Below are 14,095 nucleotides of genomic sequence, written 5' to 3' on the forward strand. Positions count from 1 at the left end.
GCTCAAACTGCACTGAACCGCTGCCCCAACCCCTGCTCGGCAAACTGTTCAATGATGAAGTCGACAAACGCCCGGGTCTTGCCCGGCAGCAGTTTGTGCTCGGCGTAATAGATGGAGATATTGCCATCGTCGACGTACCAGTCGGGCAGCACCCGCTGCAAGGTCCCGGCGTCCAGATAGCCAACGGCGAACGGCATGCTCACCAATGCAATGCCCAAATCCTGGGTCGCCGCCGCGCAGGCTGCTTCCGAATCGCTCATGGTCATTCGCGCCTTGAGCGTCAGCGGGCTGTGTTGCCGGTTGCGACAGGTCAGTTGCCAGGAACGCACGCGCCCCGTCTGCGGCGACCGTATCAGGATGCCATCGTGGCGCTGGAGGTCATCGGGCTCGATGATCGCTTCGTGCCCCGCCAGGTACCCGGCTGAAGCCACCAACACTCGATGGGCGGGCGTCAGCTTGCGCGCCACCACGCCCTGGGGCAGTTCGAATCCACCGCCAATCGCCGCATCGAACCCCTGGCCGATCAGGTCGACCTGACGGTTATCGAAATGCCAGTCCGGGTTGATCGCCGGAAAGCGCCGCAAAAACTCTCCGAGCAACGGCACGATGTACAAGCGCCCGAACACCGTGCCCATGCTGACCTTCAGCGTTCCCGCCGGACGTCCTTCGGCGCTGGCCAGGTTGGCCACGGCATTCTGGATCGTGTGCAGGCTGGCGCTGACTTCGCCGAGAAACAGCTGACCGGCCTCGGTCAGCGTCAGGCTACGCGTGCTGCGCTGGAACAGCCGCACACCAAGCCGCGCCTCCAGCTTGGCGACGCTCTTGCCCACCGCAGCAGGCGTCAGGCTCAAGCGTCGCGCAGCCTCGGCGAAGCTGCCGACCTCAGCGCTGCGCACGAAGCATTCGATACTGCTGAAGGTTTCCATAAGCGCCACTATAAACTTCTGGTTTACACAGACTATAGCAATCACGGTCTACCCGCCGGGTAATGCGAAGCCGATACTCGACTCCGACAACAAGGCAGCCTGCCTTGAACTTCTGGAGATTGACATGACCACTCAACACCTCAGCGGTAAAGTAGCTCTGATTCAAGGCGGTTCACGCGGTATCGGTGCTGCCATCGTCAAACGCCTGGCCGCAGAAGGCGCAGCCGTCGCCTTCACCTATGTCAGCTCTACCGCCAAAGCCGAAGACCTGCAAAACAGCATCATCTCCGCTGGCGGCAAAGCCCTGGCCATCAAGGCCGACAGCGCCGATGCCGTTGCTATTCGCAATGCCGTCAATGCCACCGTCGAGGCCTTCGGCCGCCTGGACATCCTGGTCAACAACGCAGGCGTTCTGGCCGTCGCACCGCTGGAGGACTTTAAACTCGAAGACTTCGACCAGACCCTGGCCATCAACGTACGAAGTGTGTTCATAGCCACCCAGGAAGCCGCCCGCCACATGACCGAAGGCGGTCGCATCATCAACATCGGCAGCACCAATGCCGATCGCATGCCTTTCGCCGGCGGTGGCCCGTACGCCATGAGCAAATCGGCGCTGGTCGGCCTGACCAAAGGCCTGGCTCGCGACCTCGGCCCGCGGGGTATCACCGTCAACAACGTGCAACCAGGCCCGGTCGACACTGACATGAACCCCGCCAGCGGCGACTTCGCTGATAGCCTGATCCCGCTGATGGCTGTGGGTCGTTACGGCAACCTGGAAGAAATCGCCAGCTTCGTCGCCTATCTCGCAGGTCCCGAAGCTGGCTACATCACCGGTGCCAGCCTGACCATCGACGGTGGTTTCGGCGCCTGATACACCGCTCGACTGAAACAAAAACGCCGGCAATCAATTGCCGGCGTTCTTTTGTGTCAGGGATTATCGAATGGTCAGTTCCATTCAAGCGCCGGCAAGCCACATGTACCGGGTTTGAACGCCTTCAACGTACGAAGAATGCCATCGGCGTGTGCGTACTTTTCGTCGGCCATCGCCGCATCCGGGACCGCAATCGCCGTCATTCCTGCCGCTTTGGCTGCAGTGACGCCGAACGGCGAATCCTCGAATACCAGGCAATCCCGGGGCGCGACCCCAAGGCGTCGTGCCGCCGTCAGGAAAATATCCGGCGCCGGTTTCGCCGCCCCCACTTCCGGGTCGTCAGCGGTGACAATGAAGTCAAACAGCGCGAACCAGTCGCGGTGCAAAGTGGTTTTCTGACCAAACGACTGACGCGAAGAACTGGTGCCCACCGCGATAGGAATGTTGTTGGCTTTCAAGTGCCGAACCAGTTCCTCTGCTCCGGGCATCGCCAGCGCCGTCGGAAAACGCTCGCGCATCAAGGGCTCGCGGATCACCAGAAACTCTTCGGCGGTGATCGGCAAGTCCAGCGCCTCGACCACATAGCGCGCCAGATCACCCGCGCCACGGCCGATGATGTTCTGTTTGACGCTCCAGTCGAAGGTCCGCCCATAGCGCTCGGCAATGATGGACGTGACCTCGGTGTAAATGCCCTCGGTGTCCAGCAGCAAACCGTCCATATCGAAAATCACGGCCTTGATCGGACCGAACTCATCCAAGGGTGCACTCATCGCATCTGATCCGTTTTCTCATGACATCCCAGGACGGCTCAGGTACGGCCGGATCCGTGATGGATTAAAGGGTTCAGCAGCATAGCGAGCGCGATTGGTCGAGAGCAACGGGCAATGCCTGGCGGATACAAAATCCTCTGCCGAGGGCGCCGTGATGATTTAGCGATTTCCCCTACACCAAACACCTCCTTTCCCGACTTCTTTCCTTTTTGATCCCCCGCAAAGTCTCTCGCTCCACATTGATCAGCGCGAGGGATTGCGAATGTTCGAACCTGACAAGGTCCTGGCCTTGAACAACGCCATCGGTCTGCTGGTGGTCGCCGCCATGAACCCCAAACAGCCGGACATCAAAGCGCTGCTTGGTGATTTCCGACTCTGCCTCAACGACTACGAGGCCTGGGCGGAAAACTTCTGGACCGGTGGCGCGCTCAACGTCGAGCAAGTGTTCAAGGTCGGCAACGAAATCCGGCTCAGCGCACCGAAGGACTCCACCGCGCCTTTCAGTTCAACACTCGCCATGTGCCCGGCCAGCGGTCCGTTGACCCTGGTGCATATGTTTGAAGCCGCGCGTTTCGTGCCGATCGGCGATACGCCGGTGATGCTCGAACCGGTTATCTCCCAGCACAACGGTGAGCTGACGTTCGGTGAGCCCGTCCACGCAACCATCGGCCCCAGCGGCATTCTCGAAATCCCCGAATGCTGGCGCGGCCATCACTATCGCATCACCTTCTTTCCCAATGTTTCCACTGAACACGTCAAAGCACTCTACGCCTCCTATCAGGGCGTGATCGGCGAGCTGGAAGGCTGGTTGCGCAACGAATGGACGAGCGAATTCGAGCCTTTATGGGCAGATTTTTCCAAAGCTGGTTTCACTCAACGCTACGGCCTGCTGCAACAGGCTGACTGGCACAGTTTCGAGCGTTCGTTGCACGGCTTGTGGGATGACGTGAAGCAGGTCTACGCCCTGGTGGCGGACCTGCAAGGCAGCAGCGAAAAACTCCTTGAGTACCTGACACAAGGCGAGCTTGAGACGCTGCTGAACGCTTCGGCTGAAACCATTGCCAATGTGTTGCTGATGTTGAGCGATGAGCCGTTGATGTTCATCCATCTCGCCGCCTTCACCAGTTGGCTGAGGATGTTGCCGCCGCAGTACATCGCCGAAGTCGTGGCACAAGTTCGTACGGAAATATTAATCAGCTTCCTGCTGGTGCGTCTCACAGGTCCTACGGGCCTGAAGCTCGGCATGAGCGCCAAAGTGCTGGACAAGATCAAGTCCCATCGGGCTCGACAATGGTTGGCGACTGCCAGTTTGCGACTGGCCGAACTGACGGCCAAATCCGACCTGACAGCCCACGCTGGTGTCCTCAAACCGCTCGTGGTCAGTGCGCGCAATGCACCGCTGAAACCTGCACCGACGGTTCCACTGCAGATCAGCGCCGGCAACTCACCGGTTGTGCAGGTGAACAATCCACTCGCCATTGCCCGCGACAAGTCTGCAGCCAAGACCCGGCTGGGCCGTCACGAACCCCACGACGATGCACCGAATCAAGCGAAAAACCCCAATGGCGACAGCGCCGATTGCGCGGCACTGACCTGCACCAACGGCTGCCCTGTGTCGATGGTCAGCGGCGAAGAACTGCTGACCCTGACCGACGGTGCGCTGGACGGGCTGCTGCCGTTTGCCCTCACCCGGTTGTACCGCACCAGCGCGGTGGAAATCGATTGCGGGCTGGGCTGGGGCTGGAGCCATTCGCTGGCGCAGCGGTTGGAGCTGGGCGTTGAACAGGTCRTCTGGATCGACCAYGAAAACCGYCGCACCACGTTYCCRYTRCCGAGCARCGAACGCCCRGCGATCCACAACAGCCTGTCGCGYGCGGCGATTTAYCTCGGYGATGMCCCCGARGAACTGATCCTCGCGCTGGCCGGCGAGACGAGTCGGTTCTACCACTTTCACMACGGYCGRCTRACSGCGATCAGYGACGCCTACRACAACCGCCTGCGCATCACCCGCGACCGWCAGGARCGYATYCARCGCCTCGACAACGGTGCCGGTCGTTCGCTGCTGTTGTGCTACGAGCGCAGGCACCTCATCGCCGTCGAATACCAGTCGTTTCACCCCAGCGATGACTTGGGTGAAGCCTGGCGTACAGAGCAAACACTGGCTTTCTACCGCTATGACGCCCGCCAGCGCTTGATCGAAGCGATCAATGCTGCTGGGGAAAGCGAGCGTTACGACTACGACGACCACCATGTAATTTTGCAGCGACAACTGACCGGTGGCGCGAGTTTCTTCTGGGAGTGGGAACGGTCTGGCAAGTCGGCGCGCTGCGTGCGGCATTGGGCGTCGTTTGCGCAGATGGACACGCGCTATGTCTGGGATGACCAGGGCMGCGTCACCGTCCGGAACATCGACGGCAGCGAAGAGGTTTACGTCCATGACGAGCGGGCGCGGCTGGTGCGCCGGGTCGAGCTGGATGGCGGTGAGCAGCTCAAAAGCTACGACGACAGCGGGCGGTTGATTGCTGAGCAGGATCCGTTGGGGGCCGTCACCGAATACCGTTACGACGACGTCGGACGGCTGGTGACACTGATTCCACCGCAGGACGAACCGACGGCCTACGAGTATCGCAACGGTTTCCTGCATGCGCGCTATCGCGGTCAGGCGGTGTGGACCTATCGACGCAATGCTCAGGGGAGCGTCACCGAGGCGGTTGATCCCGACGGTCAGATCACCCATTACCACTACGACGAACAAGGCCGGCTACTGTCGATCCGCTACCCGGACACCAGTCGACATGTCTTTGTCTGGAATGCCCTGGGTCAGTTGCTTGAGGAAACACTGCCAGATGGTGGGCAGCGGCGCTTTWCCTACGATGCGCTGGGACGGCAGACGACTCATCAGGACGAACACGGTGCCGTCACCCAGTACCAATGGGACGCCATTGGCCGACTGGTCCAGACAACATTCCCTACCGGAGCCACCCGCGGGTTCAGCTACAACGCCTACAGCAAGATCACTGCCGAACGCGATGAACTGGGCCGCATCACCCGCTATGAATACGTCGACGACCTGCACCTGGTCAGCCGCCGGATCAATCCCGACGGCACCCAGCTCAAGTACCGCTATGACAATGCGCAGCTGCTGCTGACGGAAATCGAGAACGAATCCGGCGAACACTATCGGCTGGACTACACGCCCAGCGGCCTGATCCGACAGGAAACCGGCTTCGACGGCCGTCGTACCGCGTACGCCTACGATCTCAATGGTCATCTACAGGAGAAAACCGAGTTCGGTGATGACGGCTCGCAGCTGATCACGGGCTATCAACGGGACTCGGCCGGGCGCTTGCTGGTCAAGACCTTGCCCGACGGCATCCAGGTTAAATACCGCTACGACTCGCTGGGCCGGCTGCTCGGTGTCGATGACGGCCACGATCACCCGCTGGAGTTCGAGTACGACCAGCAGGACCGCCTGATCACCGAACATCAGGGCTGGGGCACCTTGCGTTATGGCTACGACGCCTGCGGCCAGCTCAACCGCCTGCGCCTGCCGGACGGCAGCAAACTCGACTACCGCCACGCCAAGGGCGGTGCGCTGACGGCCATTGACCTCAATGGCGCACGACTGACCTCGCATACGTTCCTCGCCGGTCGCGAACAACACCGCCAACAAGGCCTGCTGCTCAGTGAATATGCCTACGACGAACAGGGCCGTCTAAAGGCCCACGCTGTCGGCCAGCACCAACATCCGCTCTACCGCCGCGACTATGCCTACAGCCTCAACGGCAATCTCGACAGCATCGCCGACACCCGCCATGGCCAGCGCAGCTATCAGTACGACCCGCTCAATCGACTGATTCGCGTGCGCCACTCCCGCGACCAACAGCCGGAAAGCTACGCCCACGACCCAGCCGGCAACCTGCTGATGCAGGACCGCCCCGGCCCGACGTCCGTCAAAGGCAATCGCCTGTTGATGCAGGGCGATCGCCACTTCGACTACGACACCTTCGGCAACCTGATCCGCGAGCGCCGTGGCACCGGGCAGAAACTGGTCACCGAATACCGCTACGACTGCCAGCATCGGCTGGTCGGCGTCACTACGCCGGATGGTCGTTGTTCAAGTTATCGCTACGACGCCTTCGGCCGCCGCATCACCAAAACCGTCGACGGCAAAACCATCGAGTTTTTCTGGCAAGGCGACCACCTCGTCGCCGAACACAGCCAGGACCACCATCGCAGCTACGTCTACGAACCCGGTAGCTTCCGCCCGCTGGCGATGCTCGACGGCAAAGGCCCGCGTAAGGCTTGTCCCTTCTACTACCAGCTCGACCACCTCGGCACCCCGCAAGAACTCACGGACTACAGTGGCGACATCATCTGGGCCGCCCGATACACCGCCTATGGCCGCCTCACCCGCCTCAACCGCGACACCCACCAGGTCCTCGATCAACCGCTGCGCTTTCAAGGACAGTATTACGACGCGGAAACCGGCCTGCATTACAACCGGCATCGCTACTACAATCCGGATATCGGACGGTACCTGACGCCGGACCCGAGCAAGTTGGCGGGCGGGTTAAACGGCTATCAGTACACGCGCAATCCGGCGGGTTGGGTTGATCCGTTGGGGTTGAGTGAGTGCCCTGGGGGGGATGGGTGTAAGAAGCCGTCGTTTGGGGATGAGGATCCGGCGGGTAAGGCGGGGGTTGATGAGGGGGATGCTCAACTTCCCTTATATACGGAGGAAAAATATTTATATCGTGGAGATAGCCGCCATCCAGATGAAATTTTTTACCAGGGTTTAAAACCAAGGGTGACAGCAATGATTTGCTACTTCACTCACTTGACAGTAATAAACCACCGAGCAATTTTGTTAGCACTTCTCCAAAAAGAGATGTAGGAATTGATTTCGCAACAAAGTTCAATATGAGAAATGGTTTTTTGTACACTATACGAATGATTCCAGGTAGAGATCTAGTCAAGGAACTTGGAAAAAAATACAAATTTAGTAATGAAAGGGAGGTAGCAATCCAAGGTGGAGTCAAAAGAGAAGATATTCTCGGCGTTACGCCTATTGGTGCTGATGGTCGCCCCACTAGTTACACCACCTTAAATCCGAACAGGAAATAGAAAGTGGACAGCGTAGAAATTGAGATAATCAAACACGGTATACGCCAGATCGCGAAGCTTTTCTGCGACTCGGAAGCACTGACTATTAATTTTGTGACGGAGGATGGATATAGCAAAACTTATGCAGGGGGAGATTTTTACGAGTGCCTTGGCAATATCAGAAAAGAGCACTGCGATGTAGTTTTCCTGTGCAAAGGAGCAAAAATAAACGTACACCCTTCCAGCATGTCCTCACAGATGTCGCTTGGAGTAAAAGCATATGAACTTACACTAGGCAAATATGCAACAAGGAATGACCTGGTAAATATTTTTGACTACGAAGAAAATAATCTTACCAACGATCCAGAGGTTCAGCGAGACTTCTTTATGCGCTGGTTTGAATCAGATATTGAAGAGGAATAGCGGTTGAAAAAAGAGGCCAAGATACTTTTAACTCCTGTACAAACACCAAACCCAGTTCGATGCTGGGCTCAGTGCAATGGTAAAGAATCTGACTTCAGCCACCCGAATTACCGGTTTTATCTGCACCGCCCTCAGAACCACCTGATCCTCCAGACCCACTTCCAGAACCACTCCCCATCGAACTTCCACCACTCACCGACCCGCTGCCCTTCTCCGGGTCGATGCTCCTCCCGTTGGTATCACCACCATTCCCACCACCAAGGGTGTCCGGTGGCAGCGCCTTCCCATCCGAGGTACCCGCATTCATTTCCGAATAAGGCGGCATCCCGCCCTTGTCGACCGGCGCATCGCGACCGGTAGATTCAGCAAACGCCGTCAATGAACTGATCGACAATAAGCCGACCATCGTAAGCGCCATCCATTTTGACCTGATCATGGTGCATCTCCTTTAAAGAGTGCTTTACCTGATCTCTGGTGGTGATCGCTTTTAAAAGGTGTCGCTCAATCGACAATCTGCGATGCACCACCACACAGGTTTCAGCTCGGTTCCCCCGAAGCGTCATCGCCGGCGATGTCCGGGTCTTCCGGGTCGGCTTCCACATTACCCCGCCTCACATCAACGGCGGGCACCTGTTCCACAGCGGTGTCGTCATCGTCGGGCGGGCGCTGGTCGCGGCGCAGCGAATTGGTGGGCGAAGGCAGCGGATATTCGGGGGTATCGTCGATATCGGAGTCTTTCGGATCAGCGTTCATAACGCACCTCTCAATGGACCTGAAAAGCAGATCCTTGCCTTTCGAGGCCAACACGACAGACACGGTTCGATCAGAGGGATCGAGGTCGGCCCGACCGCAAAATCACTCGTCGTCTTCCTCGTCAAACTCATCATTCTCCAGGTTGCCCACATCGCCTGCGTCATCGGCATCGTTGAGCGGTACCGTGGCGTCGTCCATCAGAGACCCCGGATCTTCGTTGCCAGGATCGTTGATCGGGCCTTCTTCTTCCTTGTCTTCGGTTTCCGGACTCATGGGCATGCCTCACAACGTTCAGAGTTATATAAAGTTCGAGAGGTCCTACGGCAAATCGTTCCAGCGTCCTATCGATAGAAACGAAAAACCCGGCACTCGGCCGGGTTTTACTTTAACTCGATATCGAGTTAGTGATTCTTGTACTTATTTTTATGCTTGTGTTTGTAGTAGCCGCCACCGGAATGCGAACTGCCGCGGTCATCACCCATGTTGCTGCCCACCGCGCCACCGGCTGCGCCGCCCAGGCCTGCGCCAATGGCCGAACCCGTGGAGCCACCCAGGCTGTTGCCGATCACCGAACCGCCCGCCGCGCCGAGACCACCGCCAACGGCCGCTTCTGTGCGACTGCCCTTGCGCGCACCGACCGCACTGCCTGCCGCACCGCCGACGCCAGCGCCCACCGCGGCCCCGGTGCTGCCGCCCAACTGCCCGCCGACTACGTTGCCCAACACACCGCCAAGACCACCGCCGACTGCAGCGTCACCGTTGCCGCCCGCCATTGCGCCCTGAGCGACCAAAAGCCCCAAAAACATCGTGGACAATGTCAAACGCATGAAACGCATGATATGCACCTCTAATTTCCGCATTGGGGGGAAGAACGTGCCGCGGATAGGCATCAGCCTGTATCTGGGTCTGTTATACAGAAAACCAATACCGACTGTATGAGATTTGAGCCACATGATGCAGAAACGTTCCAAAACGAAAAAGCCCGGCATTAAGCCGGGCTTTTTCAGCTGACCTTCAGGATCAATGACGCTTTTTGGACAGGTTGCTGCCTACGCCGCCGCCCAATGCGCCACCCAGGCCTGCGCCAATGGTGGAGCCGTTCTTGCCGCCCAGGCTGTTACCGATTATCGAACCGCCCGCCGCGCCAACACCGCCGCCGATGGCCGCTTTGGTGCGGCTGCCTTTACGTGCGGCAACAGCGCTGCCGGCTGCACCCGCTACGCCAGCACCAATCGCTGCGCCAGTGCTGCCGCCCATTTTTTGGCCAACCACGTTACCCAACGCACCACCCAGACCACCACCGAGCGCGGCCGTGCCGTCGCCGGCAGCCATCGCACCTTGAGCAACCAAAAGGCCCAGAACCAGAGCAGGCAGTGTCAAACGCATAACAAGAACCTCAAAAAAAGGGGAACCGAAAGGCCGGAGATTGAATGCTTTAGCGGAGGGAAAGTCYAGACACAAAACCAGAACAACCTCGCCAATGGCGACGGTTGGACAGCGTTTATGCAAAAGGTTTTATGACAGGCAAAAAAAAGCCCGCTGGGGAGACGGGCCAGGGTACTGCTTTCTAACGGATGAGCTGAGCCTACGGAGGCCGGTGTGAAAAGTTTGTGAAAAAAATACCAGTGCTCGCAAAGTTGTAGGACATTTCTCGGCATTGCCACCGAGCCACCCTTCCTGCCCTTCAGAAACAAGAAACCCCGCTCAATGACGGGGTTCGTGCTGTGATCGGTTTACTTCCTGGAGGGCGCCCCCAGCTTGGGCATAAATTTCGATTTCGGCCCTCGGGTCCTAGGCACTGCAGATTTGATTTTGTTGATTTTGATACGGTCTTCGCCGAAGCTCGGCACATAGTCCGTCTGACCACACTGCACGCAATCATTGATTGGAAACTCTGCACCGTCGTCTTCGATATACGGCTCAGCCATATCTTCGCTCCTCTCAAAACGGGTCGATACCGGCAAGCCCTTTTTGCCTGAAAAATATCGACCACCCTGGTTTTTGAGACTAGCCGGTCATTCCCAGACTTGTGATTCAGATCGTTACATGCCCGACGAATGGCCAGTACCGAGCAACCTACCTCAGCTTGACCGCCGTCCCGGTCACAAACACCACCACCATCCCACCCTTGCCGGCCGGCATGCTGATCTCATAATCGAGCCCCACCACCGCATCCGCCTGAAGCACCCGCGCCCGCTCCTTGATCTCCTCGGTCGCCTGAACCCGCGCCTCCTTCAATGCCCGCTCCAACGTCTGAGAACGCCCGCCGAAAAAATCCCGCATCCCGGCGAACATGTCGCGAATCACGTTAACGCCCTGCACCGACTCGGCACTGACGATGTCCAGGTAGGCGGTGATTTGCCGACCTTCGATGGTGTGGGTTGTGGTGGTGATCATGAGATGTCCTTCTTCATAGAAGCGCGCATTATTCCTCGGTAGCCAGGTGATGAAAACAAAAAGCCCGGAACTGGATTACCCCCAGTAATGGTTGAGTAATACCAACTCGAATGCCGCTACAAGCACCATAAAGAACACGAACCTTCGTGAAAATACCCGCCTGGGGCGTGATGGCGTCCAATCGGATACCTGGCACAGCGCACTGATGAAATCGAGTAAATCGCTCATGAATCCCTTCATACACAAAAAACTCGCACCGAACGGATCGCTAGGCGAGGTGAATCAGCCTTTCACGGCATCGAAAGAATCAGGGGGTCAGAGCAGCTTGATCAACACCGCAGTAACAGTCGCCACCGTACCGATCAAGCCAGTCGCAACAGCTACCGGGTACCAAAAAGTTTCACGGGTCATCTTGCCCGCTTCGGCATTCAGCTTGCGCTGCTCAGCCATCAGCTTGACGATTTCCACGTGAACCTTCTCCAACTCCGCCTGCTTCATGGTGAATTCCTGCATAACCTGCGTGCGTCCGTTCCGGATAATGGGGCGCGTCGTGTGCACTGCCCTTTGGGTCATTTTGTACCTTAAAGGCGCAAAACGAATACCCCCTCCCGATGCGGCTCATGCGAGGTGCCAAAACCTATGAAAGCCCCCAAACCATATGGCTTTCCAGCATTGCTTCCCACACGCCTATCCATCGTCCTACATCAATTTCGGAAGCGCCTTCGCTGATACCGCCATGCATAAAATCCAGACGCCAGAAACCACAAAACCCCTGACTTCTCTCGAAATCAGGGGTTTTGTGTATATCGAATTTGGCGGTGAAGGAGAGATTCGAACTCTCGATACAGTTTCCTGTATACACACTTTCCAGGCGTGCTCCTTAAGCCACTCGGACACTTCACCGTATCTCGTCAAACCTATTCAGTCTGTCGAGGCGCGCTAATGTAGTCGAAAGCTTTTCTGATGGCAAACATTTTTTTCAGAATTTTCATGCGCTTAACGCGATTAGCGCTTTGGGGGCGTTCAAGGGCATGGCAAACCTGCCAATCTCCGGCTTCGCCTCCCCTTCTATATAGAAGCCAATGCACGATGGGCGGGGCGGACAATGCCTGGAGAGCTGGAAAAGGGTGACTGACGGGTCAGTCACGGCGCTTTACCTGGCCTACAGCGGTGGGTAACGTCTGCCCTACTTTATTAGAAGGATTGGCGTCATGAGTGAGTTGATTTCCTACCATCTCGAAGACGGTATCGCGACCCTGACCTTGAGCAATGGCAAGGTCAATGCCATCTCTCCAGACGTGATTGTCGCGTTTAACGCTGCGCTGGATCGGGCGGTAGCGGATCGGGCGGTGGTGATCATTACCGGTCAGCCGGGGATTTTGTCGGGTGGTTATGATTTGAAGGTGATGACCGCCGGCCCTAACGAGGCCATGGCGCTGGTGGCTGCGGGTTCGACCCTGGCTCGTCGCCTGCTGTCGCATCCGTTCCCGGTGGTCGTGGCGTGTCCTGGGCATGCGGTGGCCAAGGGTGCGTTTCTTCTGTTGTCGGCTGACTACCGCATCGGTGTCGATGGCCCGTTCAGCATTGGCCTGAACGAAGTGCAGATCGGCATGACCATGCACCATGCCGGTATCGAACTGGCCCGTGATCGTCTGCGCAAGTCGGCGTTTCATCGCGCGGTGATCAACGCCGAGATGTTCAACCCGCAGAGTGCCGTGGATGCCGGTTTCCTCGATAAGGTGGTGTCGGCCGAAGAGCTGCAAGGCGCGGCGCTGGCGGCGGCTCGTCAGTTGAAGAAGCTCAACATGATCGCCCACAAGAACACCAAGTTGAAAACGCGCAAGGCGCTGCTGGAGACGCTGGACAACGCGATCATCCTGGATCAGGAGCACATGGGCTAAGCCCGAACGCGTTGCACCGAAAAGCCCGACCGTCGTGTCGGGCTTTTTCTTGGGTGTCTGGTTTAAAACCTTACAACCGCTCTAGGCCGCATCTGACCCACAAGTCGGAAACATGCGTTCAAAAATCGGCTATCTCCCACTTCTATAGCGGCAATTGCCGAAAACAGTGCACATCCGTACACTGCGCCACCTTTTGTCCCGGTGGGCCTTTAAATGCTGTTTGTGTTTCGTATGTTATTGATGGGCCTGCACTTTATTCTGGCCGGTGCGCTTGGAGTGATTCTCGGGCTGTGCCGCCCGTTCAATCCCGACAACAGCCGTTTGTGCGCCCGTCTGTATGCGTGGCCGGCAATGTGTATTTTGCGTTTGCGGGTGAAGGCCGATGTCGGGCCGTTGATGGATAAACCCGACAGCTGCGTGATCATCGCCAACCACCAGTCCAACTACGATCTGTTTGTGTTCGGCAACGTGGTGCCCCGCCGCACCGTGTGCATCGGCAAGAAGAGCCTGAAGTGGGTGCCGCTGTTCGGGCAGTTGTTCTGGCTGGCGGGCAATGTGTTGATCGATCGCGGCAATGCGCACAAGGCACGCCAGTCGATGCTGACCACCACGCACACCTTGCAGAATGAAGACACCTCGATCTGGGTCTTCCCCGAGGGCACCCGCAACTTGGGTGAAGAGCTGCTGCCGTTCAAGAAAGGCGCGTTCCAGATGGCGATTGCCGCCGGCGTGCCAATCGTGCCGGTGTGTGTCAGCAGTTACGTCAAACACATGCGATTGAACCGCTGGCGCAGTGGGAAGATTCTGATCCGTTCGTTACCGGCAATTCCTACGGCTGGATTGAGTCTGGATGACATGCCGATGTTGATCGCCCAGTGCCGCGAACAGATGCGTGAGTGCATCGACTCGATGGATCGGCAGCTGCAAGCCGCCTGAATGAAACCCGCC

The 14,095-nt window shown here is 57.8% G+C and carries 14 protein-coding genes, 1 tRNA gene and 1 pseudogene; 5 read left to right on the forward strand and 11 right to left on the reverse strand.

The features are described from left to right. Nucleotides 1–2: 2 nt before the first annotated feature. On the reverse strand, nucleotides 3–926 hold the full coding sequence (locus AC1DIS_RS02905; RefSeq protein WP_018925244.1) for a LysR family transcriptional regulator: 924 nt from the start codon (nucleotides 924–926) through the stop codon (nucleotides 3–5). Nucleotides 927–1,050: 124 nt separating this feature from the next. Between AC1DIS_RS02905 and AC1DIS_RS02910 the strand changes: the two genes are divergently transcribed. After that, nucleotides 1,051–1,797, forward strand: a complete 747-nt coding sequence (locus AC1DIS_RS02910) for a 3-oxoacyl-ACP reductase family protein (protein ID WP_477780760.1) — start codon at nucleotides 1,051–1,053, stop codon at nucleotides 1,795–1,797. Nucleotides 1,798–1,871: 74 nt separating this feature from the next. Here AC1DIS_RS02910 and AC1DIS_RS02915 read toward each other — a convergent pair whose 3' ends face one another. Then, on the reverse strand, nucleotides 1,872–2,567 hold the full coding sequence (locus AC1DIS_RS02915; RefSeq protein WP_111454661.1) for an HAD-IA family hydrolase: 696 nt from the start codon (nucleotides 2,565–2,567) through the stop codon (nucleotides 1,872–1,874). A 262-nt stretch (nucleotides 2,568–2,829) separates the two neighbouring features. Between AC1DIS_RS02915 and AC1DIS_RS02920 the strand changes: the two are divergent. Beyond that, nucleotides 2,830–7,694 (forward strand): annotated as a pseudogene (locus tag AC1DIS_RS02920) (RHS repeat-associated core domain-containing protein). A gap of 3 nt (nucleotides 7,695–7,697) precedes the next feature. Next, the gene (locus tag AC1DIS_RS02925) at nucleotides 7,698–8,096 is read left to right on the forward strand and encodes a hypothetical protein (protein WP_477743800.1); all 399 of its coding nucleotides are present in this window, start codon (nucleotides 7,698–7,700) and stop codon (nucleotides 8,094–8,096) included. 94 nt (nucleotides 8,097–8,190) lie between these two features. Here the strand turns inward: AC1DIS_RS02925 and AC1DIS_RS02930 are convergent, their stop codons facing one another. The 9 genes from AC1DIS_RS02930 to AC1DIS_RS02970 form a co-directional block, all read right to left on the reverse strand. Beyond that, nucleotides 8,191–8,532, reverse strand: coding sequence for a hypothetical protein (locus AC1DIS_RS02930; protein ID WP_477743801.1), 342 nt, complete (start codon nucleotides 8,530–8,532; stop codon nucleotides 8,191–8,193). Nucleotides 8,533–8,633: 101 nt separating this feature from the next. Continuing rightward, nucleotides 8,634–8,849: a hypothetical protein gene (locus tag AC1DIS_RS02935; RefSeq protein WP_477743802.1), complete on the reverse strand. Its 216-nt coding sequence runs from the start codon at nucleotides 8,847–8,849 to the stop codon at nucleotides 8,634–8,636. Between the two features lie 102 nt (nucleotides 8,850–8,951). Next, nucleotides 8,952–9,122: a hypothetical protein gene (locus AC1DIS_RS02940; RefSeq protein WP_477780761.1), complete on the reverse strand. Its 171-nt coding sequence runs from the start codon at nucleotides 9,120–9,122 to the stop codon at nucleotides 8,952–8,954. Nucleotides 9,123–9,250: 128 nt separating this feature from the next. Next, complete coding sequence (locus AC1DIS_RS02945; RefSeq protein ID WP_477743824.1) at nucleotides 9,251–9,676, reverse strand: glycine zipper domain-containing protein; 426 nt, start codon at nucleotides 9,674–9,676, stop codon at nucleotides 9,251–9,253. Between the two features lie 193 nt (nucleotides 9,677–9,869). Continuing rightward, nucleotides 9,870–10,235 (reverse strand): glycine zipper domain-containing protein, encoded by a 366-nt coding sequence (locus AC1DIS_RS02950; RefSeq protein WP_019648242.1) that lies wholly within the window; start codon nucleotides 10,233–10,235, stop codon nucleotides 9,870–9,872. Between the two features lie 347 nt (nucleotides 10,236–10,582). After that, complete coding sequence (locus tag AC1DIS_RS02955) at nucleotides 10,583–10,777, reverse strand: hypothetical protein (protein ID WP_007940781.1); 195 nt, start codon at nucleotides 10,775–10,777, stop codon at nucleotides 10,583–10,585. Between the two features lie 148 nt (nucleotides 10,778–10,925). Beyond that, nucleotides 10,926–11,246 carry a YbjQ family protein gene (locus tag AC1DIS_RS02960; protein WP_018925235.1) on the reverse strand — a complete coding sequence of 107 codons (321 nt, stop codon included), beginning with the start codon at nucleotides 11,244–11,246 and terminating at the stop codon, nucleotides 10,926–10,928. A gap of 315 nt (nucleotides 11,247–11,561) precedes the next feature. After that, nucleotides 11,562–11,744 (reverse strand): hypothetical protein, encoded by a 183-nt coding sequence (locus AC1DIS_RS02965; RefSeq protein WP_007940783.1) that lies wholly within the window; start codon nucleotides 11,742–11,744, stop codon nucleotides 11,562–11,564. 315 nt (nucleotides 11,745–12,059) lie between these two features. Then, a tRNA-Ser gene (locus AC1DIS_RS02970) sits at nucleotides 12,060–12,149 on the reverse strand. A gap of 308 nt (nucleotides 12,150–12,457) precedes the next feature. Here AC1DIS_RS02970 and AC1DIS_RS02975 point away from each other — a divergent pair. Beyond that, the gene (locus AC1DIS_RS02975) at nucleotides 12,458–13,147 is read left to right on the forward strand and encodes a crotonase/enoyl-CoA hydratase family protein (RefSeq protein ID WP_018925220.1); all 690 of its coding nucleotides are present in this window, start codon (nucleotides 12,458–12,460) and stop codon (nucleotides 13,145–13,147) included. Between the two features lie 213 nt (nucleotides 13,148–13,360). Further along, nucleotides 13,361–14,083, forward strand: a complete 723-nt coding sequence (locus AC1DIS_RS02980) for a lysophospholipid acyltransferase family protein (RefSeq protein WP_064619228.1) — start codon at nucleotides 13,361–13,363, stop codon at nucleotides 14,081–14,083. Nucleotides 14,084–14,095 lie beyond the last annotated feature (12 nt).

This window comes from Pseudomonas sp. 05N433 (genome assembly GCF_056396925.1).